Origin of the sequence: Rubrivivax albus (genome assembly GCF_004016515.1) — a bacterium.
In the GTDB taxonomy this organism is placed as follows: Bacteria; Pseudomonadota; Gammaproteobacteria; order Burkholderiales; family Burkholderiaceae_C; genus Rubrivivax; species Rubrivivax albus.
Genome location: NZ_SACT01000011.1, coordinates 40,974 through 61,498, shown reverse-complemented (window position 1 = coordinate 61,498; position 20,525 = coordinate 40,974). Strand labels below are relative to the sequence as shown.

The window sequence follows — 20,525 nt, the reverse complement described above, 5'->3', positions numbered from 1 at the left end:
GCATCGATGTGCATGGCTCACTTCCGTCGCGGAGTCGGTGGGCTCGCGTTCGTCGCCGTGACCTCGATGGCGCCTGCCCATGGCGCCGTGCTGACGCTTGAGAGCAGTTTCCTGGGCTTCTTCGTCAGCGGCACGCCGTACTCGGTGCTGACCGGGTCGTGGTCGGCAACCGTCGACACAGCGCTCATTGACGCTGCCGTGTCGCAGGGCAGGGATTCGGTCAAGGTGCGGCCGGACACCATCGTCTTCAGCGAGGCGCAGACCTTCCAGCCCAACCCGTCCAACCCCGCCGCCGACACGACCTGGTCGACGGCCAACACCTATGTGCAGGTCTATTTCAACACCCAGGGCCTGGTTACCGGCACGGTGCAGGTGCACGGCGACGTGCCCGAGACTTTCAGCAATGGCATGAGCAGCAACGGCACGGGGTTCAATGACTTCGTGATGTACTACTCCGACGGCTTCACCAACCTGGCTGCACGCGAGCCGCTGGACTACTTCGCCTACAACCTGCAGGGGGTTGGCAGCTACGCGGCCACGCGGCAGGGCGACCGCGTGAACCCGATTCCGAACACGCTCACGAACGGCTTCCTCACCATCCAGGAGCGTCAGTCCGTCTCCGACGGCAGCGGGCCGGTGGACTTCTTCGGTGGTGCCGCTGGCGGCAGTTCCGGGGGGCTGTCGATCGACTTCGCGGCCGATGGCGACCTGCAGGTTGCGGTGAACCCGGCGGCGACGCTGGCCGAAGCAGACCTCTTCGTCTTCAACACCTTCTCCACCCGGCTGCAGGCCTGGGACATCGACGTCAGCGGCAACCTGGTCGGCACGTCCAGCATCTACATCCCGTATGCCGTGGGTGTGAATCCGCTGGCGCTGAAGGTCTTCCACTTCGACGAGGACCTGGGGCTCTGGGAACTGCTCGCCACGCGGGTCGAAGGCGGGTTGCTGGTGGCCGAGACCGACGGCTTCTCGCCGCTGGTGCTCTCCGAGATGAACGACGATGAAGCCCTGCTGGCGTTGCAGGCGCTCAATGCGCAGCAGGTGCCCGTGGTGGGCACGCTGTGGCTGACCGCACTCGGCCTGGCCCTGTTGGGAGTGCGCAGCCGGCGGCACGGTGCACCCACTGGCCGTCATCTGTCGAACGCGTGACTGGCGCACTGCAGGGGCCGTCATGCACGGTTTGGGTTCTCTGGCTTCCGTCGTGGCTGCGGCGCTGTCCGGGCTGACGCCGGCGCTGGCTGCCGGGCTGCGGCCGGGTGACGAAGTACGCGTCGACTACCTCTTCCCGTGCCAGTCGCAGGTGTTCCGCACGGCCACGCTCGTCGGCCCCGGCAGCGCGCTGGACAACTTTGCCGGCATCTTCAACGTTGCCGTTTCGCCGGACGTGATTACGGCTGGCGCTCACGCGCAACGCAGCGATCTACGAAGTGGCGTTTTACGGGGTGGGGTTCTTCGATCTCAACGGCACATTAAGCTTCGAGACCTTCGTGCTGCAGGCATCGGCCAGCACCTATCCGGGGCTGTAGTCGGACAGGCTCTCGCAGGGCACCGGGGCGGTGTATGTCAACGTCGTCGGTCTGCCCGGTCTGGCGGGGCAGCAGATCGTGTTGTCCGCGGTGCCCGAGCCGGCGGCGGCGGGCTTGCTGGCGCTGGGGCTGACCGCGCTGGCATGGCTGCGAAGGCGATCAGGCACAGCTCGGTCTGGTTGATCAACCCGGGAGATGACCTCTGAGTTCAAGGCAGCAATTGCCTGAAATGGCAGGCACGGATCTCCAGTCGGTTGTGCCATGCGGATCCGTCTGTCGCATTCATTTCAATGTCATGCCGGAACGACATGTTCTGGAGGAACTGCACGTCCGGGAATTCAGGATCGGAGGCACGTGGATCGAGGCGCAGTTCGATCGCACGTATCAGTCAGCGATGCTGAACAGCCCGAGCCATCTGACCTTCATCGCCGCGCTGGTGCAGATGCAGAAGTTGACGTATGTCTACGCGTGTAACAGGCTCGGCTTGAACGCGGACGTGCATGCGGCCGAGGCATTGAAGGTCTGGCCGACGTCGCTCTCGATATCCCTGCGCGACATGGTCGTCGACGAGAAGGCGCTGGTCCAGAGAATCGAGTTCACGGAGTTCCGCAAGCTGTCGCGCAACAAGTTCCACGCGAAGGCGCGATCCGAGGTCGGCCCGATCGCCATCGACGCAACGGCCATGATCATCGTCATCGGCGAAGCATGACTGCCCAGGTGCTTTCGACGGTCGTTCTGATCTTTGCCGTCGTGTTCTCGTCGATGCGTTATCGGGCACTGAATTCACGCTATCCCAAGGAACGCGCCGAATTGGCGTCGGACGCGAGTTTCCTTCCCGTATACGTGACCCTGGTCCCCCTGGGCACCGTGGTGGCCGTCTGCAGCTACTGGATGGACTGGCAGTTCCTTCTGAAGATCCATGACTGCGCTGCGCTGCAGTTGTTCGGGTCGTTCGTCTCGCTGGCGGGTCTGTTCGGGTTCGAGGCGTCGATTCGTGCATTGGGTGCGAACTACAGCCCGTGCTACGACCTGAGGGTGCCGCCGGAGAGGGTCAAGGCTGGGCCGTATCGCTGGATTGCCCACCCGATCTACGTGAGCAACGTGACGATCCTGATTGGTGTCTTCATTTCCAGCGGCTCGCTGTGGTTGGCACTGGTGGCGCTGATCGTCGGCATCTACTACTGGAGATCGGCGCGCGTGGAGAGTCGTGCTCTGGCGCGGATGGGATGAGCGGGCTGCGGCGCCGTCGTCAATACGTCGGACATCGCAGCGCCTGGATGGGCCCGAATTGATGGGCCTTCGCGACCCTGCCTGCAGTGTGAACAAGCTCTGGACGCTGCGCGCCCTCTGAAGACCGGCAGTTCCACTCGCCGCACGCTGTGCGATGCGCCGTCCCTGCGCGCGTGCTTCACGTGGCCAACACGCCCGCCGACGGCGCCTGCCCCGCCGAAGGGGCCTGTCGGAAGTGCTCGGTCGCGTACTGCAAGTTGGTGATGCGAGGGCGGCGTGACGCCGGAACCATCGATGGCTGGCGGCGGCAGTGGTCCCGACGGGACGCAAAGGGGCATCGAACCCCCGCGTCGGCGCCGACAGGGAGTCCACACCGATGCACCACATCCGAACCGAACACGTTGCGCATCAGCGGCACGTGCCGAACGCGCCCGACGGCGTGCCGCCAGCCTTCGTGCAGGCCAGCCGCTACTGCGACGCGGCCAGCGAGCCCGTGCGGGACGCCGCGGCGGACATCACGCGCGGCGCGCGGACCGATCGCGACCGCGCCGTCCGCGTGTTCCACTGGACGCGCGACGAGATCCGGTACGTGGTCGGCATCCATAGGCATCGCGCGTCGGAGACGCTAAGGCTGCGCGCCGGCTCGTGTTCCAACAAGGCCAACCTGATGGCTGCGATGCTGAGGTCCATTGGCATCCCGTCCGGGTTCCACGTGCACCGCGTGCGCACCCGGGAGTACTTCGGTCCGCTGTGTTCCGATCGATTCAAGGTCTTCGTCAGCCATGAATCGAATCACGTCAGTGGCTGCGTGCTGCTCGGCGGCCGCTGGCTCGAAGCGGACCCGACGGACGACCGCATGCTGTCCGAACGCACGGTGCACCTGTCGCCGCAGTCGCGCCTGGTGGCCTTCGGCGGCGACGATCACGCAAGGCTGCACATCGAACCCGGCCACCTGGTCCGTCGCAGCGAGCATCCCAGCCCCGACATCGACAGGATGCTCGAGAAGCGGCGCCGCACAGCGCCGCAGGTGCTGGCGGTCTTCAACCTCTACCTCGAGCACTGCCGCATGCATGCGCACAAGCACCAGAGCGTCAGGAGCGTACAGGACAGCTTCTTCGTCTGGCTTCGGGAGCAGCGGCCCGCCCTGCACGCTGCCTTCGTCGCCAGCGAGGCCTGGCAGCGCTGGCGACTCCGCCTGCGGGATCCGGCCGCCCAGCAAAACGACAGGAGCATGCATGACCGTTGAACCGATCCAGCCGCCGCAAAGCCCAGAAGTCGGCGACCACGACGTGCGCGTAGTTGGCCAGGGCCTGGCCGGGCGTCGCGTGGCCTTGCTGGTCAGCGGCGGCATCGCTGCGATGAAGGCACCGCTGCTTGCCCGGGCCCTGAGGCGCCAGCAGGCGGAGGTGGTGTGCTATGCGTCCGCGGAAGCGTTGCGCTACACGACGCGCGACGCGCTGACGTGGGCCTCGACCCATCCGGTGGTGGGCGCCCTGTCGCCGGACTCGGAGCACCTCGCGGCCAGCCGGCCGTTCGACCTGTACCTGGTCGCGCCGGCCACCTACAACACGATCAACAAGTGCCGCCACGGCATCGCCGACGGCCCGCTGACGACGACGCTGGCGTCGGCGCTGGGGCTGATGGCCCGCGGGCGTGCCAAGGTCATGCTGGTGCCGACGATGCACGGCACTATGCACAACCCCGTGCTGCACGACAGCCTCGTGCAATTGCAGGCCTGGGGCGTTTCCGTCATGCGGCCGCGCGACGCACATGGCAAGCACAATCTGCCAGAGATCGACGCGATCGTCAGCGAGGCCTGCCGGGTGGTCTCGTCGTCGCCGTTGAAGGGCGCACGCATCCTGGTGACCGCCGGGCCTACCCCTGTGCCGATCGACGGTGTGCGGCGCATCACCAACAAGTTCCGCGGCACGCTGGGCATCGAGATCGCTGGCGAACTCCACCGGCGCGGTGCGGAGGTGACGCTGTTGCTGGGCAGCGCCGCGATGCCGACGCCGACCTGGCTGAACGTGCACCGCGTGAGTACCTTTGCGCAGTACCGCGACACCGTCCTGGAACACCTGGCCACGGTGGGCGCGGAAGTTGGCATCTTCGCCGCCGCGGTGGCCGACTACGCACCGAGCCACGCGTTCGAAGGCAAGCTCCGCAGCGGAGACCCGGCACTGCGCCTGGACCTGCGCCCCACGCAAAAGGTCGTCGACCTCGTTCAGCAGGCGCACCCTGCACTGCAACTTGTGAGCTTCAAGTTCGAGATCGGGTGCACGCTGGACGATCTGGTGCAGATCGGTCAGCGCCGGCTGGATGCCGGCCACGCCGCGGTGATCCTCAACCGCCAGGAGGACTACACCGACGCAGGCATGCATCGCGCCTACCTGCTTTCGGCCTCGGCGCCGCTGGTCGAGATGGAATCGAAGCGGGAGATCGCGGTGCGCCTAGCCGAACATCTGGAGCGCACGCGGCGGCCTGCCAGTCGAGCGTCGTGACCCGGCAGCGAGCGGCCTCAGCGGCGCTCGCGCATCAGCCTGCTCGTGCCGAGCAGGCTCGCGACGAGGCCCACCGCCAGTACCTCGCTCTTGCTGCGCACGTCCAGTGCCGAGTTGAGCTCTATGATGACCGCGAGGCACAGCCAGCCGCCGAGCACTTAATGTTTGAGTCGGCCGTAGCTCTGTCCGGCGTGCGGCGCTAGGTGTCCCCACTGGCCGCTTTTCGGTAACGAGGTCAAACAATCGAATGTCTCTGATGGGTCGAGACGAGCCCGTCATGCAGTGACGGACCAGCCGTTCAGGCGGTGAGGCCGAGCAGCAGTGGGATCAGCGTCGGCTGTCACTCGCACTGCGGACGCTGACGTCCGCGACGGCAGCCGAGTCGAAGGTCGGCTTGATAGCGCCTACCGGGAGTTCGCCCGCGGTCGGCGACAGGCTCCTTACGCTGCTATTCCGACTCTCCAAAATTCGACACATTACGTCTGTCGGCAAGGCTCCACCTATCACCTCGATGAATGCACCGTGATGGTGCGGATCGACGCTTTATTGCAGGAACAGGCTGTGGCGACCGTTCTAAAGTGTCGAAAAACGACCCCGTTTCGACACATAGATCCGAAAACCCACACCGCATGCCGCTGCAACGCCTCACCCTCGCTGTCACCCCTTTCCAGCAGAACTGCAGCCTAGTCTGGTGCGGCCGGACACATGCGGCGGCGCTGATCGACCCTGGGGGCGAACTGCCACGGCTGCGAGCCGCCGTGGCCGAGCGCGGGCTCGACCTGCAGGCCATCTGGCTCACCCATGCGCACATCGACCACGCCGGCGGTGCCGGGCAGCTGGCGCGCGAGACCGGCCGGCCCATCGTCGGGCCGCACCGTGGCGACCAGTTCTGGATCGACGCGCTGGCTCAGCAGGCGCAGATGTTCCGTTTCGCGCCTGCCGAGCCCTTCGTGCCCACGCGCTGGCTCGAGGACGGCGACACGGTGACGCTGGGCGATGAGTCGTTGACGGTGCGCCACTGCCCCGGCCACACGCCGGGGCACGTGGTGTTCCACCATGCCGGCAGCGGCGTGGCCTTCGTCGGCGACGTGCTGTTCGCCGGCAGCATCGGGCGTACCGACTTCCCGGGTGGCAACCATGCGCAGCTGCTCGACAGCATCCGCATGCGGCTATGGCCCATGGGTGACGACACGGTGTTCGTGCCGGGTCATGGGCCGGAGAGCACGTTCGGGGCTGAGCGGCGGACGAATCCGTTCGTGGGCGACGGCGCCTGACCCTGCGGCTCAAGCGTCCGCGGTGCCTTCAGCGAACCGCCCCCGGGTGCTGCCGGTAGATCGCCTCCGCCAGCGCCAGCAGCGTAGCCTTGGGCAGCGCACCGACCAGCGCATAGCCGGCGCCGGATTCGACCCAGTAGAACAGTCCCAGCTCGCCCTGCCGCTCCCAGCGGAAGGCCGTCTCGGTACCGTCGGGCGGTTTGCGCAGGTAGACGGTGACGCGCAGGCCCTGGGCATCCTGGTACATCAGCTGCGCGCTCTTGCCATCGCCGTCGGGCAGCAGGCGGCCGCCGATGAGCTCGAAGCCCTGGTCGCGCAGGTCGAACAGCTTCACCGGGACGTCGATGCGCCGCGTCAGCCAGCGCGCCAGGTGCTCCTCCTGCGCCCGCACCTCCACCGCGTGCCGTGGCTCGGCCACGTAGACGGCGTGGGCGTAGGCGGCACGCGAGACCCAGCCGGTGGGGCCGGCCAGCGCGGCGCCGGCCTGCACGGCGGCGGTGGGTCCCGCCTGATGCTGCTGCCATTGCCACAGCCCGCCGGCGCCCAGCGCCGCGCCGGCCACGAGCAGGCCAGCGGCCATGGCGGCCTGCCGCCAGGCCGGTGCCTGGGCCGGGCGCTGCACCACCTGCACCAGGCGTTCGGGCACCGGCCCGACCAGCCAGACGTCGCCCAGCGCACGCAGCGCGTCGCGGTCGGCGGCCCAGGCGCGCACGCGGGCCTCGGCTTCCGGGTTGGCGGCAAGCCAGGCTTCCACGCGCTGCTGTTCGTCGTCGGGCAGCGCGCTGTCCAGCCAGGCGCTGAGTTGTTCGTCGCTCGGTGCGTTCGTCATTTCACCCGCCGCAGTGCCGGCTGTACCGCCGGGCCACGGCCCTCGAGAAGCTGGCGCATCGCCGCACGGGCGCGGCAGACACGCGACATCACGGTGCCCAACGGCACCTGCATCACCTCGGCCACCTCGGCGTAGCTGAGCTGTTCCACGCACACCAGCAGCAGCGATTCGCGCTGCTCGGCCGACAGCTGGGCCAGCGCAGCCAGCAGGTCCATGCGCAGGCCCACGTCGGTGCCGGCGTCGCCGCCGCCACGGTCCTGCAGCGCCTGCAGGTCGGCCGGGTCCACGGTGGACAGGCGGCGGTCGCGGCGCAGCTGGTCCATGTGGGCGTTGTGGGCGATGGACAGCAGCCACACGCCGATGTCGCGCCGCTGGTCGTACTGGTGCCAGTGCATCAGTCCGCGCTCCAGCGTGGCCTGCACCAGATCGTCCGCCCGCTCCGGTTCGAAGGCCAGCGTGCGCGCGTACCGCCGCAGCCGCGGGATCTGCCCGATGAGCTGCTGGCGGAAGGCGGGGGGCGCAGTGGTCACGACAGGGATACGCTCGGTGGCCCGAGGCTATTCCCGATCAGGGGATGCTGCGAGCGCCGATCGCTGGGCTGGACTTGAACACCGGCAGGATGTCATCATCTATACCCCCATGCGTACACACCATCACATCGGCTGCGCCCGTTGCGGCGCGCTCAACCGCGTGCCCGCCGAGCGCCTGGGCGACGACCCCGTCTGCGGGCGCTGCGGCACCGAACTGCTGCCCGGCGCGCCGGTGGAACTGCGCGACGACAACTTCGACGCCGTGGCCGGCAAGACCGAGCTGCCGGTGCTGGTGGACTTCTGGGCCACCTGGTGCGGGCCCTGCCGGATGATGGCGCCGGCCTTTGCCCAGGCAGCGCAGCAGCTCCGGGGCAGGGCCCTGCTGGTGAAGGTGGACACCGACGCCAACCCGGAACTGGCGCAGCGCTTCGCGATCCGCAGCATCCCGACCCTGGTGCGGCTGGAGGGTGGGCGCGAGGTGAGGCGCCAAGCCGGGGCGTTGCCGGCCGGGCAGATCGTCGCGATGGCGTCCTGAGCCGGCGCCTCAGTGGACCGAGGTGCCGGTCCGCCCCTGGGCCTGCAGCAGGCGCGCGAGGATGCCGCTCTCCTCGTCGACGGCGAACGCAAACGGATACAAGGAGCGGGCGTTCCCCGCCAGTTCCGCGGTCCCGGCGTGGGCACGGATCTGGGCGCGGATGTACGCGAAGGGCGCCGATAGCAGCACCGCCGGTGCCTGCACGCCGGGGTGCACCCGTTCGTCACCGACCACCTGGCAGCCCAGCATGCGCTCGTAGAAGCGCACGTGGCGAGGGTTCACCTCCAGCAGCAGCGTGTCGCAGGCGCGCAGCCGGTGGGCCACGATGTAGCCGACGTGGAACAGCCCGGCCAGCACGCGCGTGCTGTGCACACCCGTGTCCACCGCCAGTCGGGTGAACTCGGCCAGCCGCAGGCCGCGTGCCCGCATGGCTTCGACCTCGGGGCCGAAGGCGGCCGCGGCCGACAGGCCCTCGGGCCCGCCGTCGAGTTCCAGCGTCAGCGTGCCGATGGGCGTGTCGCCGCGGCCATGCGCCGTGAGCGTGGTGCGCCAGCCGGTCTGGTCGCGCGGCAGCGTGACGGTGCGGTAGCCGCGCCACGCGTAGCGCTGCGCCAGCAGAGCGCCTGCGGCCGTGCGCTCGTCGTCGTGGGCCAGTCGGATGGTGAAGGCGCCGTGCAGGGCCTCGGCGCTGGCCGCGTCATGGCCCGGGACCGGCTGGTGCTTGGCGGGCAGGATGGACCTGGTGAGGTTGGTGTAGGACATGGGGACACTGAGCAGGCGCAGGCGCCTACGATACCTTTCGGCCGCAATGGACCACGGAACAGGGGTGTTGGGGTAACCAGGCGCAAGCGCCGTATCCACCCGGCCGGCACGCACGGGATGACCTCTCACACGCTCAATGCGGCTGCACGTCGATGAAGCGCCAGAGGTCGCGCATGAAGGGGTGGCGCAGGTAGCCCTCGGTCCAGGGCTGCACCAGGTCGGTGATGGTGCGGTGCATGTGCACCTTGAAGGGCATGTAGGCCACCAGGAGGTCCTTGGCCTGGCGCATCACGGCCTCGCGTTCGGGCCCGTCCGGCAGGCGCTGCTGGCGGCGGAACAGTTCGTCGAAGGCCGGCAGGTTGAAGCGCGGGTCGTTGGAATCGCCGGCGTTCGGGCCGTAGGCGATGCCCAGGAAGAAACCGCCGTCGGGTGACGTGGCCCCCCAGGAGTAGCCCCACATCTGCAGCGTGCCGGCGCGCGTCTTCTTCAGCAGCTCCGACCAGGTGGCGATCTCGAAGTCGATGCGCACGCCGATGGCCGCCAGCTGCCGACGCAGCAGGTCGTTGGCGCCGCGGGAACGCTGGTCGGCCATCGAGGCCATGCGCAGACGCAGGGGCTGGCCGCTGGGCAGCTCGCGCCAGCCGTCGCCGTCCAGGTCGGTGTAGCCGTAGAGGTCCAGCAGCGCCTTGGCGCGGGCCGGGTCGTAGGTGCTCATCTCGCTGACGTAGTCTGGGTCGTGGCCCGAGGTGAACGGCGGGATGGTGCTCTGCGCCGGTGTGCCGCTGCCGCCGAAGACGTGGCGGATGTAGGCCTGCTGGTCCTGCGCCAGGCCGATGGCGCGGCGCAGCGCCACCTTCTCCGGCGTGTAGCCGCCGACCACCGGGTCCTCCATGTAGAAGTAGCTCATCACCATGTCCGCCTGCTGGTGGCGCTGCATGCGGATGCCGCGCTTGGCCAGGTAGGGCGCGAGCTCGCCGTGCGGCACGGCCAGCGGGATGTAGGTGCCGGGCACGGCCAGGAAGTCGTAGGCGCCGTTGAGGAAGCTCAGCCAGCGCGGCTGGTCTTCCTCGACGATGTCCACGTGCACCTCGTCGGCCAGCGGCAGGGTCCTGCCCTTCAGGTGCGCGGCCACGCGCTGCAGGTCGGGGTCGTCGCCGGGTGTGCCGTCGTAGACGGTGCCGCGGTAGCTGGGGGAACGCTCCAGCTCGATGCGCGACGCGCGCCGCCAGGATTTCAGTCGGAAGGCGCCGGTGCCCACCGGGTGGGCGCCGATGTCCTTGCCGTAGAACTCGACCACCTCGCGCGCCACCGCGCCCATGATCTGCGCGTCGGCGAAGCGGTAGATGAAGCGCGGGTCGTCGTCGCCCAGCGTGATCCGGAAGGTGTAGCGGTCCAGCGCGCGCACGCCTTCCACGGGCGCGTCGTAGTCGAAGGGCGTGCGGTTCTTCAGCGCCTGCTGGCGCAGTTCGCTCAGCCCGGGCAGCTTCGCCTGCTCGTAGAGGTAGAGGTCGCCTGAGTTGTACTGCGGGTCGTAGAAGCGCTTGATGCTGTAGACGTAGTCCTCGGCCACCAGTTCGCGCCGCCGGCCTTTGAACGCCGGGTCGTCCTGGAAGAAGATGCCGGGCTTGATGCGCACCGTGAAGCTGCGCCCGTCGGCCGAGACCTCGGGCATCGCCGCCGCGGTGTTGGGCAGCAGGCGCACGGGGCGCGCCAGGTAGTCGTAACTCAGCGGCGCTTCCAGGATCTGCTGGATCAGCGTGCTCGAGTAGTAGTCGCTGTTGGTCTGCGGCGGGTCGAAGGTGGATTCCGGCGCCGGGAAGGCGATGCGCAGCACCTTCTTTCCAGCGTCGGGTGTGGCGGCGTGCAGCAGGCCTGGCGCCAGCGCGCCGGCGGCGGCGCCCTGCAGGAAGGCTCGGCGAGGGAAGCTCATGGGGTCCTGGTGTTGCTGTCGGGGCCGGTCTGGATGTCGACCATGTGCCACCAGTCCTGCCAGAACAGGGTGCGGCGATAGCCCAGCAGGGCAGGCTGGGCGAGGTCGGTGACGACGCGGTGGACCAGGGTCTTGTACGGCGCGTAGGCCATGCCCAGGCGTTGCGCCTGGCGCATCAGGTCCAGCCGCTCCGGTCCGTCGGGCAGCACCTCCATGCGCTCGTAGAGCGCGTCGAAGGCCGGCAGGCGGAAGCGTGCGATGTTCTGACCGCCCACCTGCGGGCCGTGGAATCGCGCCAGGGACGGCTGGCCGTCGGGCGCCGCGGCCGAGCCGCCCACGCGCCAGAGCTGGTACTGGCCGCCGCGCGCGGCCTTCAGGTTCTCCGGCCACTTCTGCGCGCGGTAGCGCAGCCGCAGGCCCACGGCGGCCAGATTCTTGGCGCGCAGCTCGTCGAGCGCGCGCGACTGGCTGTCGGGCTGGGTCAGCATCTCCAGCACCAGCGGCTGGCCGTCGGGGCGTTCGCGCCAGCCGTCGCCATCGCGATCGGTCCAGCCGTAGAGGTCCAGCAGGGCCTTGGCGCGGGCGGGGTCGTAGACGCCCATCTCGCTGCGCAGCGCTGGGTCGTGGCCCGTGGTGTGCGGCAGCAGCGTGGACTGCGCGGCGATGGCCTGGCCGCGCCAGACGGTGGCGATCTCGCGCGGCACGTCCAGGGCCAGACCGATGGCACGGCGCAGCGCCACCTGCGCCGGCGCGAGCCCGCCGACCACCGGGTCGTCCATGTTGAAGACGACGAAGAAGACGTCGGAGCGCACCGCCTGCCAGCCGCGCACGCCCTTGCGCGCCAGGTGCGGCGCCACCTCGCCGCCGGGCATGGCCAGGTCGATGAAGGCCGCGGGCATCTGCTCGATGAAGTCGTGCTGGCCCTGCAGGAAGGCCAGCCAGCGCGGCTGCTCCTCCTCGATGATGCTGATCTCCACCCGGTCCACCATCGGCAGCCGCCGGCCCTGAAAGCGCGCCAGCAGGGCCTGGCCTTCGGCGTCGTCGGCTGCGGGTTCGGCGTCGTAGAAGCGCTCGCGGTAGGCGGGGTTGCGTTCCAGCACGATCAGCGAGCTGCGCCGCCACTGCGCCAGCCGGAACGGCCCGGTGCCCACCGGGTGCGCCGGGATGTCGGCGCCGTAGCGTTCCACCACCTCGCGCGCCACGGCGCCGAAGAGGTCGCCGGTGGCCAGCGTCTCCAGGAAGCGCGGCCGCGGCGCGGCCAGCTGAAAACGCAGCGTGTGGCGGTCCAGCGCCTGCAGGCCGGCGATGGGGGTGTCGTAGTCGAAGGGCTGCTTGGTGGTCAGCGCACGCTCGCGCTGCTCGGCCAGGCCCACGATGCCCTGCTGCTGCAGGCTGCCCCAGGCCGGGCTCTTGGTGGCCGGGTCGGCAAAGCGCTTGAAGCTGTAGACGTAGTCGGCGGCGACCAGTTCGCGCGGCCGGCCGCCGAAGGCCGGGTCGTCCTGGAAGAAGATGCCTGGCCGCAGGCGCACGGTCCAGGTGCGGAAGTCGTCGCTGACCTCGGGCATCGCGGCCGCGGTCAGCGGTTCGATCTTCGCCGGCCGTGCCAGGTGGTCGTAGCCGTACAGGCCCTCGAAGATGTGCGGCGTGACGGTGCGCGAGTAGACGTCGATGACCTGCGCCGGGTCGAAGCCGGTCTCGGCGACACGGAAGGCGTAGCGCAGCACCTTTGGCGGGGACACTGCGGCCGTGACGCCATGACCCTGCACAGGGGTGGCCGCGCCGGCCGCGCCCATGGCGACCGCCATGGCCACCGTGGCCAGGAACTGGCGCATGGGCCTGCCCGCCTTCAGCGCTGCGCCGCCTCGCGCATCGCCACGTCCACGTCCACCAGGTGCCACCACTCGCTCCAGAACAGCGGGCGCCGGTAGCCGATCAGCCAGGGGTACCACATGTCGGTGCTGATGCGGTGCACGGTGGGCTTGTAGGGCATGTAGGCCACGGCGATCTTCTTGGCCTCGAGGAACAGCGCCTCGCGCTCGGGGCCGTCGGGCAGCACGCTCATGCGGTCGAACAGCGCGTCGAAGGCCGGCAGCTTGAAGCGCGCCAGGTTCTGCCCGCCGGCCTGCACGCCGTGCAGGCGGAACAGCGCGCTCTGGCCGTCGGTGCCGGCGGCCGACGAGCCCAGGGCCCAGATCTGCAGCTTGCCGGCGCGTGCCTTCTTCAGCTGCTCGGGCCACTGGCCGGTCTCGAAGGTCACGCGCAGGCCGATGTCTTCCATGTTCTTGCGGAACAGCTCGTCGAACTGGCGGTTGATCTGTTCCGGCTGCGTGGCGCGGTTGAGCACCAGCGGGCTGCCATCGGGCAGGTCGCGCCAGCCGTCGCCGTCCTTGTCGAGGTAGCCGTAGAGGTCCAGCAGCGCGTTGGCGCGGGCAGGGTTGTAGTCGCCGCCCTCGCTCTTGAAGTCCGGGTCGTAGCCAGTGGTGCCAGGCACGATGTTGGACTGTGCCGGGATGGCCTGCCCGCGGCGGATGATGCGGATCTCGCGGTCGATGTCCATTGCCAGCCCGATGGCGCGGCGCAGTGCCACCTTCTCCGGCGTATAGCCGCCGACCACCGGGTCCTCCATGTTGAAGTAGGTGATCGCGATGTCGGAGTTCACCGTCTGCTTGCCGACGATGCCCTTCTTGGCCAGGTTGGGCGCCACCTGCCCGCCGGGCATGCCCTGTACGACGAAGTTGCCGGGCACGGAGTTGCCGCGCGAGAGCAGGCCGTCGACCTCGCCGTTGAGGAAGCTCAGCCACATCGGCTGGTCCTCCTCGATGATGGCCACCAGCACCTCGTCGACGATGGGCAGGCGCTTGCCGCGCATCTTGGCCAGGATGGCCTGGCCCTCGGCATCGTCGGCTGCCGGCTCGGCGTCGTAGAGGCGCTCGCGATAGTCGGGGTTGCGCTCCAGCACGATCTGCGAGCCGCGCCGCCAGCTCTTGAGCCTGAACGGGCCCGTGCCCACGGGGTGCTCGCCGATCTTGTCGCCGTAGGCCTCCACCACCTCGCGCGCCACGGCGCCCAGCAGGTCGGACGCCGCCAGCACCTCCAGGAAGCGCGGGTTGGGCTCGTCCAGGCGGATCTGCAGCGTGTAGCGGTCCAGCGTGCGCAGGCCCTCGGGTTCGCTGTCGTAGTCGAACGGGGTCTTGTCGTCCAGGTGCTTCTGCCGCTTGGCGGCCAGCCCGCTGAGCTTGAGGCTGGCGATGTAGGTCCAGATCTGCGCGCGGTTGGCCGGGTCGGCACTGCGCAAGATCGAGTAGACGTAGTCGCGCGCGGTGAGCTCGCGCTTCTGCCCCTTGAAGACGGGGTCGTCGGCAAAGTGGATGCCGGGCTTCACGCGCACGGTCCAGGTGCGGTAGTCGGCGGAGACCTCGGGCAGACCGGCGGCCGTCAGCGGCTTGACCTTCACCGGCCGTGCCAGGTAGTCGTACTGGTACAGGGCCTCGAAGATGTGCGGCGTGATGGTGCGCGAGTACAGGTCGCTGATCTGCACCGGGTCGAAGCTCGTCGTGGCCGTGGTGAAGGCGAGCTTGAGCACCTTCTTCGGCGGGGTCTGCGCCACGCCGGGCAGGGCCACGGCCAGTGCCAGTGCCAGCGCAATCGTGCGGATCATGAGGATTCATCCCTCCGGATGTCCACCAGGTGCCACCACTCGTTCCAGAACAGCGGGCGGCGGAAACCGATCAGGTGCTTGTACGCCAGCGAGTTGGCCATGCGGTGCAGCAGCGACTTGTAGGGCATCAGCGCCACGCCGATGAGCTTGGCGCGCAGGAACAGCGCCTCGCGCTCGGGGCCGTCGGGCATGGCCGCCACCTGCCGGTAGATCTGGTCCATCTCGGCATTGCGGAAGCGCGCGAAGTTGCCGCCGCTGCCGATCTGCTCGCTGTAGTAGGACTGCAGCGTGTCCAGGCCATCGGGGCTGGCGGCCGAGCCGCCCAGCAGCCACATCTGCAGCTTGCCGGCGTAGGCCGCCTTGAGCTGCTCGGACCACTGGCCGTAGTAGTGCGTCAGCCGGATGCCCACCGCGGCGAAGTCCTTCTGCATGGCTTCGTCCATCTGGCGGCTGAACTGGTCGGGCTGCGTGGCCAGCTCCACCTTCAGCGGCGAGCCGTCGGGGCGCTCGCGGAAGCCGTCGCCGTCGCGGTCCAGGAAGCCGTAGAGGTCCAGCAGGGCCTTCGCGCGTGCCGGGTCGTGGTCGCCCATCTCGCTCTTGAAGGCCGGGTCGTAGCCGGTGCAGTGCGGGATGAACAGCGACTGCGCCGGGATGCCCTGGCCGCGATAGAGCCGGTTGATCAGCTTGGGCACGTCCAGCGACAGCGACAGCGCGCGTCGCAGCGCCACCTGCGCCGGTTCGGTGCTGCCGACCGTCTTGTCATCCATGTTGAAGTACAGGTAGACGCCGTCGGCATTGAGCGACCGGTAGTGGCGGATGCCCTGCTTCTCGAGGTTGGGGGCCAGCTTGCCGTTGGGGATCGCCTGCGGGATGGCCACCGACGGGATAGCGGAGATGTCCAGGTCGCCCTGCAGGAAGCTCAGCCAGCGCGGCTGCTCCTCGGCGATGATGGCCACCTCCACGCGGTCGACGATGGGGATGCGCTTGCCCTTCAGGTCGGCCAGGATGGCCTGGCCCTCGGCGTCGTCGGGAGCCGGCTCGGCCTCGTAGAAGCGCTCGCGGTAGCCGGGGTTGCGTTCGAGCACGATCTGCGAGCCGCGCCGCCAGCTCTTGAGCACGAAGGGGCCGGTGCCCACCGGGTGGGTGATGATCTCATCGCCGTAGAACTCGATGACCTCGCGCGCCACCGCGCCGAACACGTCGCCGCCGGCCAGCGTCTGCAGCAGGCGCGGGCGCGGCTGCTCCAGCGTGATCTTCAGCGTGTAGCGGTCCGGCGCGCGCAGGCCGGGGATCTCGCGGTCGTAGTCGAACGGCGCCTTCTTCGCCACGGCCTCGTCGCGCAGCGCGTTCAGCCCGACGATGCCGATGTCCTGCAGCACGGACCCGAGCGGGCTCTTGTTGGCCGGGTCCATGATGCGCTTGAGGCTGTAGACGTAGTCGGCCGCCACCAGCTCACGCTTCTGACCCTTGAACGCCGGATCGTCGGCGAAGAAGATCCCCGGCTTGACGCGGATCGTCCATTCGCGGAAGTCGGCCGACGTCTCGGGCAGGCCGTCGGCCGTCAGCGGCTTGATCTTGAACGGCCGCGCCAGGTGGTCGTACTCGTACAGGCCCTCGAAGATGTGCGGCGTGACCGTGCGCGAGTAGAGGTCGGAGATCTTCGCCGGGTCCAGCGCCGTGACCGGCGTGTTGAACGCGATGCGCAGCACCTTCGGGGCCGCCGCTGCCGCAGTGCCGACGGAGACGGCGCACAGCAGCGCTGCGAGCAGGGGGCGGATCGAAGGCATCATGGCTGCAGCGCGGGATCGACGTCCACGTAGCGGAAGAAGTCGCGCAGGAACGGGTGGCGGCGATAGCCGACCACCGGCGCGTGCATCAGGTCGGTGGCCACGCGGTGGCCGGTGACCTTGTAGGGCGCGTAGGCCACCGACAACCGCTTCATGCGCTGGATGATGGCCTCGCGCTCGGGGCCGTCGGGCATCACGTTCTGCTGCCGGTAGAGGTCGTTGAACTCGGGCAGGTCGAAGCGCGCATGGTTGGCCTGGCCCTTGTTCGGGCCGTAGAGCAGGTCCAGGAAGTAGCTGCCGTCGGGGCTGACGCCGCCCCAGGCCACGCCCCACATCATCAGCTTGCCGGCGCGGCTGGCCTTGAGCTGCTCCGGCCACTTGGCGATCTTGAACGTGATGCGCACCCGGACCGCCTCGCCCGCCTTGCGCCAGAGCTCCTGCAGCTTGCGCGACTGCTGGTCGGGCTGGCTGGAGTACTCCACCAGCAGCGGGCTGCCGTCGGGCTGGTCGCGCCAGCCGTCGCCGTCCTTGTCGTGCCAGCCGTAGAGGTCCAGCAGCGCGTTGGCCTTGGCCACGCTGTGCTCGCTCATCTCGCTCTTGAAGGCCGGGTCGTAGCCCGACAGCAGCGGCGGGATCACCGACTGCGCCGGTACCGCCTGGCCCAGGCGCACCAGGGCGATCTCGGCCTGCCCGTCGTAGGCGAGCGACATCGCACGCCGGAAGGCCACCTTGTCCGGCGTGTAGCCGCCGATGACGGGGTTCTCCATCGCGAAGTAGGAGAGCGTGGCGTCCACCAGCGGCGTGCGCACCATCTGCATGCCCTGCTTGGCGAGGTTGGGCGCCAGCCGGTTGTGCGGGATGGCGTTGGGCGCGAACTCGTTGGGCAGGCGGTCGAGGAAGTCGTGCTCGCCGTTCAGGAACGCCAGCCAGCGCGGCTGCTGCTCCTCGATGATGCTGATCTCCACGCGGTCCAGCAGCGGCAGCTTGCGGCCGTCCAGGCGCTGCGCCATGGCCACGGCCTCGGCGTCGTCGGCCGGGGGCTGCTCGGCATAGCGCACCTCGCGGTAGCCCGGGTTGCGCTCGAGCACGATCTTCGACGACCGCCGCCAGCTCTTGAGCACGAACGGCCCGGTGCCCACCGGGTGCGCCATGATGGCATCGCCGTAGTGCTCGACCACCTCGCGTGCCACGGCGCCCATCACGGCGCCGTCGGTGAACAGGTAGTAGAAGCGCGGCGCCGGCGCCTTGATGCGCACCTGGAAGCTGTAGCGGTCCAGCAGCTTCAGGCCCTCGACCTCGGTGTCGTAGTCGAAGGGCTTTTTCTCGTCGATCAGCCGCTTGCGCAGCTCCGACAGGCCCAGGATGCCTGCGTTCTCCAGCTGGAACAGGTTCGGGCTCTTGTACTTCGGGTCGTAGTGCCGCTTGATCGCGTACAGGTAGTCCGCGGCGGTGAGTTCGCGCGGCTTGCCCTGGAAGACCGGGTCGTCCTGGAAGAAGATGCCCTGCCGGATGCGGAAGGTGAAGGTCGTGCCGTCGTTGCTGATCTCGGGCAGGGCCACCGCGGTGTTGGGCACCGCCTGCGCCGGGCGCGCCAGATAGGCGTAGGTCAGCGGCGCGTCGAAGATCGCCGCGGCGACCGTGCGCGAGTACAGGTCGGAGATCTGGGCCGGGTCGAAGCCGGTTTCGGCCACGGGGAAGGCATAGCGCAGCACGCGCGGCGCGTCGGCGGACGCGGGCGGGGTCTGCGCCGACCCGGTGCCCCAGGCCAGCGCGAGGCTCGTGGCCAGCGCCAGCAGGACGGAACGCTTCATGGGTGCGAAGGGGGACGACGAAGGCGCGAGTCTAGCCGTGTGACCCTCATTGTCCGCTGAGGGACAACCCACTGGGCACGGGGGTTGCTTCGCGGAAGCCCCGAGGCGCAGGGCTTTGTCGCCCCCGTACACTCGCGCCTTCCCAAACCCGGGAGTGAACTGACGTCATGGCCGCCTACCTTCTGCGGCGCTTGTGGCAAATGGTGCCGACGATCCTCGGTGTCGTGCTGCTGGTGTTCTTTCTTTTCAAGTACTTCGGCGGTGACCCTGCCGAAATCCTCGGTGGCCTGAACGCCACGCCCGAGCAGATCGCCGCCATCCGGCAGCAGCTGGGCCTGGACGAGCCGGTCTGGGTGCAACTGGGCATCTACCTCAAGAGCGTGGTCACGTTCGACTGGGGCAAGAGCTGGGCCACCAACGAGGCGGTGAGCAACCTTTTTGCCACCCGGCTGCCGGCGACGCTGACGGTGATGCTGCCCATCCTCGTGCTCGAGGCCGTGATCGCGCTGCCGATCGCGATGTGGGTGGCCTACCGCCGCGGCTCGCTGGCCGACCGCAGCATCATGGTCATCAGCACCGTGGCGCTGTCGATCAGCTTCCTGGTCTACGTCATCGTCGGTCAGTACGTGTTCGGCTTCCAACTCGGCTGGTTCCCGGTGCAGGGCTGGAGCGACAGCACCTGGACCAACCTGATCACCTACGCACCGCTGCCGGTGCTGCTGGCCGTGGCCGTGAGTCTGGCGCCTTACACCCGGCTGTACCGCACCTTCTTCCTCGACGAGCTGGGCCACGACTACGTGCGCACCGCGCGCGCCAAGGGCATGACCGAGAACACGATCATGTTCAAGCACGTGCTGCGCAACGCGATGATCCCGATCCTGACGAACATCGGCCTGGCCCTGCCCAGCGTGTTCGTCGGCTCGTTCCTGATCGAGGTCTTCTTCTCGATCCCGGGGCTGGGGCGTGAGGTGCTGCTGGCGGTCAACCGCAGCGACTACCCCGTGATCCAGGCCATCGCCGTCTACCTGGCGGTGCTGACGATGCTGATCAACCTGGCCGTGGACGTGATGTTCAAGCTGGTCGACCCGCGGGTGCAACTGAAATGAGCGCCGTGCTGAACCCCGCCGCGAGCGCCGTCGACGAGCGCTCCGAAGGCGTCTGGCATGCCGCCTGGCGCCGCTTCAAGACCGACCGCGTCGGCCTCGTCTCCGCGGCCATCGTGACCGCCTTCCTGGTGCTGATCCTGGCGTCCTGGCTGGGCCTGGTGGCCAAGAACTGGCAGAACGAGGTCGGCGTGGCCAACGCGCCGCCCACCTTCCTCGGCCCGCGGCCGCCGGAGGCCATCGGGACCATCGAGGTGCCCAAGGGCCCGAACGTGGACCTGTCGGACGTCGACCCGCTGGCCCCGCGCTACCAGGAATGGGACGCCGCCGCGGCCAAGTACAAGACCACCGAGACGGTGAAGGCCGAGACGCTGCCGCTGGGCGGCGACCGGCTGGGCCGCGACGTGCTGGACAAGGCCATCAAGGGCACCGAGATCTCGGTCTTCGTCGGCGTGCTGGCGGCGGTGCTGGCCACCACCATCGGCACCGTGCTGGGCGCCTTCAGCGGCTTCTTCGGCCGCCGCATCGGCGACCTCCTGGAGTGGCTCTACAACGTGTTCGAGTCCATCCCCGGCATCCTGCTGATCTTCGCCTTCGCCGCGGTGTTCGGCCGCGGCATCCTGACCGTGGTGCTGATCCTGGGCCTGACGGGCTGGACCGGCCTGTACCGCCAGGTGCGTGCCGAGTTCATCAAGCACGGGGCGCGCGAGTACGTGCGTTCTGCGGAAGCGATCGGCGCCAGCACGTGGAGCCGGATGTTCAAGCACATCCTGCCCAACGTCAGCCACGTGATCCTGGTGCGCATGAGCCTGCTGGTGGTGGGCTTCATCAAGGCCGAGGTGATCCTGTCCTACCTGGGCCTGGGCGTGGGTGTGGAGGACGTCTCCTGGGGCACGATGCTGGCCGAGGCGCAGAGCGAGCTGATCCTGGGCTACTGGTGGCAGCTGGCCGCGGCCACGCTGTTCATGGCCGTGTTCGTGACCGCGTTCTCGCTGCTGGCCGACGCCGTGCGCGACGCGCTCGATCCGAAGCTTCGGGGCCTGGAGTAA

18 protein-coding genes and 1 pseudogene are annotated in these 20,525 nt (G+C 68.8%); 10 read left to right on the top strand and 9 right to left on the bottom strand.

Translation table 11 applies throughout. The features are described 5' to 3' along the window. Nucleotides 1-66 precede the first annotated feature (66 nt). From ENE75_RS23285 to ENE75_RS23260, 6 genes are all read left to right on the top strand, one after another. Nucleotides 67-1,149, top strand: a complete 1,083-nt coding sequence (locus tag ENE75_RS23285; protein WP_158289066.1) for a hypothetical protein — start codon at nt 67-69, stop codon at nt 1,147-1,149. Nucleotides 1,150-1,556: 407 nt separating this feature from the next. Further along, the gene (locus ENE75_RS25825) at nt 1,557-1,709 is read left to right on the top strand and encodes a PEP-CTERM sorting domain-containing protein (protein ID WP_128201218.1); all 153 of its coding nucleotides are present in this window, start codon (nt 1,557-1,559) and stop codon (nt 1,707-1,709) included. A gap of 112 nt (nt 1,710-1,821) precedes the next feature. Continuing rightward, nucleotides 1,822-2,235 (top strand): hypothetical protein, encoded by a 414-nt coding sequence (locus ENE75_RS23275; protein WP_128201216.1) that lies wholly within the window; start codon nt 1,822-1,824, stop codon nt 2,233-2,235. Continuing rightward, nucleotides 2,232-2,756, top strand: a complete 525-nt coding sequence (locus ENE75_RS23270; protein WP_128201214.1) for a methyltransferase family protein — start codon at nt 2,232-2,234, stop codon at nt 2,754-2,756. The genes ENE75_RS23275 and ENE75_RS23270 overlap by 4 nt, the downstream gene beginning before the upstream one ends. Before the next feature lie 376 nt (nt 2,757-3,132). After that, nucleotides 3,133-4,002 carry a transglutaminase-like domain-containing protein gene (locus tag ENE75_RS23265; protein WP_128201212.1) on the top strand — a complete coding sequence of 290 codons (870 nt, stop codon included), beginning with the start codon at nt 3,133-3,135 and terminating at the stop codon, nt 4,000-4,002. Then, the gene (locus tag ENE75_RS23260; protein WP_128201210.1) at nt 3,992-5,257 is read left to right on the top strand and encodes a phosphopantothenoylcysteine decarboxylase domain-containing protein; all 1,266 of its coding nucleotides are present in this window, start codon (nt 3,992-3,994) and stop codon (nt 5,255-5,257) included. The genes ENE75_RS23265 and ENE75_RS23260 overlap by 11 nt, the downstream gene beginning before the upstream one ends. A 17-nt stretch (nt 5,258-5,274) precedes the next feature. Here ENE75_RS23260 and ENE75_RS24955 read toward each other — a convergent pair. Beyond that, nucleotides 5,275-5,385 (bottom strand): annotated as a pseudogene (locus ENE75_RS24955) (arginase); the annotation flags it as partial. A 501-nt stretch (nt 5,386-5,886) separates the two neighbouring features. On the opposite strand from ENE75_RS24955, the gene ENE75_RS23255 reads away from it, so the two are divergent. After that, nucleotides 5,887-6,531 carry an MBL fold metallo-hydrolase gene (locus ENE75_RS23255; protein WP_128201208.1) on the top strand — a complete coding sequence of 215 codons (645 nt, stop codon included), beginning with the start codon at nt 5,887-5,889 and terminating at the stop codon, nt 6,529-6,531. Nucleotides 6,532-6,559: 28 nt separating this feature from the next. Here the strand turns inward: ENE75_RS23255 and ENE75_RS23250 are convergent, their stop codons facing one another. Next, entirely contained in the window at nt 6,560-7,360 is an 801-nt protein-coding gene (locus ENE75_RS23250) for an anti-sigma factor family protein (RefSeq protein ID WP_128201206.1), read from the bottom strand. Continuing rightward, on the bottom strand, nt 7,357-7,890 hold the full coding sequence (locus ENE75_RS23245; RefSeq protein WP_199232399.1) for a sigma-70 family RNA polymerase sigma factor: 534 nt from the start codon (nt 7,888-7,890) through the stop codon (nt 7,357-7,359). The genes ENE75_RS23250 and ENE75_RS23245 overlap by 4 nt, the downstream gene beginning before the upstream one ends. 109 nt (nt 7,891-7,999) lie before the next feature. On the opposite strand from ENE75_RS23245, the gene trxC reads away from it, so the two are divergent. Further along, nucleotides 8,000-8,425 (top strand): thioredoxin TrxC, encoded by a 426-nt coding sequence (trxC, locus tag ENE75_RS23240; protein ID WP_128201204.1) that lies wholly within the window; start codon nt 8,000-8,002, stop codon nt 8,423-8,425. A gap of 9 nt (nt 8,426-8,434) precedes the next feature. Here the strand turns inward: trxC and ENE75_RS23235 are convergent, their stop codons facing one another. The 6 genes from ENE75_RS23235 to ENE75_RS23210 all read right to left on the bottom strand — a co-directional run bounded on the left by ENE75_RS23235 (nt 8,435) and on the right by ENE75_RS23210 (nt 18,373). Then, complete coding sequence (locus tag ENE75_RS23235; protein ID WP_128201202.1) at nt 8,435-9,187, bottom strand: N-acyl amino acid synthase FeeM domain-containing protein; 753 nt, start codon at nt 9,185-9,187, stop codon at nt 8,435-8,437. A gap of 133 nt (nt 9,188-9,320) precedes the next feature. Further along, nucleotides 9,321-11,117, bottom strand: coding sequence for an ABC transporter substrate-binding protein (locus ENE75_RS23230; protein ID WP_128201200.1), 1,797 nt, complete (start codon nt 11,115-11,117; stop codon nt 9,321-9,323). Further along, complete coding sequence (locus ENE75_RS23225) at nt 11,114-12,949, bottom strand: ABC transporter substrate-binding protein (protein ID WP_128201198.1); 1,836 nt, start codon at nt 12,947-12,949, stop codon at nt 11,114-11,116. Before ENE75_RS23225 ends, ENE75_RS23230 begins: the two co-directional genes overlap by 4 nt. 14 nt (nt 12,950-12,963) lie before the next feature. Next, nucleotides 12,964-14,775 carry an ABC transporter substrate-binding protein gene (locus ENE75_RS23220; RefSeq protein WP_128201196.1) on the bottom strand — a complete coding sequence of 604 codons (1,812 nt, stop codon included), beginning with the start codon at nt 14,773-14,775 and terminating at the stop codon, nt 12,964-12,966. Further along, on the bottom strand, nt 14,772-16,565 hold the full coding sequence (locus ENE75_RS23215; protein ID WP_128201194.1) for an ABC transporter substrate-binding protein: 1,794 nt from the start codon (nt 16,563-16,565) through the stop codon (nt 14,772-14,774). The genes ENE75_RS23220 and ENE75_RS23215 overlap by 4 nt, the downstream gene beginning before the upstream one ends. Beyond that, nucleotides 16,562-18,373, bottom strand: a complete 1,812-nt coding sequence (locus tag ENE75_RS23210; protein WP_128201192.1) for an ABC transporter substrate-binding protein — start codon at nt 18,371-18,373, stop codon at nt 16,562-16,564. The genes ENE75_RS23215 and ENE75_RS23210 overlap by 4 nt, the downstream gene beginning before the upstream one ends. A gap of 167 nt (nt 18,374-18,540) precedes the next feature. On the opposite strand from ENE75_RS23210, the gene ENE75_RS23205 reads away from it, so the two are divergent. After that, nucleotides 18,541-19,479 carry an ABC transporter permease gene (locus ENE75_RS23205; protein ID WP_128201190.1) on the top strand — a complete coding sequence of 313 codons (939 nt, stop codon included), beginning with the start codon at nt 18,541-18,543 and terminating at the stop codon, nt 19,477-19,479. Nucleotides 19,480-19,484: 5 nt separating this feature from the next. Then, entirely contained in the window at nt 19,485-20,525 is a 1,041-nt protein-coding gene (locus ENE75_RS23200) for an ABC transporter permease (RefSeq protein ID WP_128201240.1), read from the top strand.

Coding starts and splice junctions, on each gene's coding strand:
- ENE75_RS23285 (WP_158289066.1), top strand. CDS start 67: ATGGCGCCTGCCCATGGCGCCGTGCTGACGCTTGAGAGCAGTTTCCTG.
- ENE75_RS23275 (WP_128201216.1), top strand. CDS start 1,822: ATGCCGGAACGACATGTTCTGGAGGAACTGCACGTCCGGGAATTCAGG.
- ENE75_RS23270 (WP_128201214.1), top strand. CDS start 2,232: ATGACTGCCCAGGTGCTTTCGACGGTCGTTCTGATCTTTGCCGTCGTG.
- ENE75_RS23265 (WP_128201212.1), top strand. CDS start 3,133: ATGCACCACATCCGAACCGAACACGTTGCGCATCAGCGGCACGTGCCG.
- ENE75_RS23260 (WP_128201210.1), top strand. CDS start 3,992: ATGACCGTTGAACCGATCCAGCCGCCGCAAAGCCCAGAAGTCGGCGAC.
- ENE75_RS23255 (WP_128201208.1), top strand. CDS start 5,887: ATGCCGCTGCAACGCCTCACCCTCGCTGTCACCCCTTTCCAGCAGAAC.
- ENE75_RS23250 (WP_128201206.1), bottom strand. CDS start 7,360: ATGACGAACGCACCGAGCGACGAACAACTCAGCGCCTGGCTGGACAGC.
- trxC (WP_128201204.1), top strand. CDS start 8,000: ATGCGTACACACCATCACATCGGCTGCGCCCGTTGCGGCGCGCTCAAC.
- ENE75_RS23235 (WP_128201202.1), bottom strand. CDS start 9,187: ATGTCCTACACCAACCTCACCAGGTCCATCCTGCCCGCCAAGCACCAG.
- ENE75_RS23230 (WP_128201200.1), bottom strand. CDS start 11,117: ATGAGCTTCCCTCGCCGAGCCTTCCTGCAGGGCGCCGCCGCCGGCGCG.
- ENE75_RS23225 (WP_128201198.1), bottom strand. CDS start 12,949: ATGCGCCAGTTCCTGGCCACGGTGGCCATGGCGGTCGCCATGGGCGCG.
- ENE75_RS23220 (WP_128201196.1), bottom strand. CDS start 14,775: ATGATCCGCACGATTGCGCTGGCACTGGCACTGGCCGTGGCCCTGCCC.
- ENE75_RS23215 (WP_128201194.1), bottom strand. CDS start 16,565: ATGATGCCTTCGATCCGCCCCCTGCTCGCAGCGCTGCTGTGCGCCGTC.
- ENE75_RS23210 (WP_128201192.1), bottom strand. CDS start 18,373: ATGAAGCGTTCCGTCCTGCTGGCGCTGGCCACGAGCCTCGCGCTGGCC.
- ENE75_RS23205 (WP_128201190.1), top strand. CDS start 18,541: ATGGCCGCCTACCTTCTGCGGCGCTTGTGGCAAATGGTGCCGACGATC.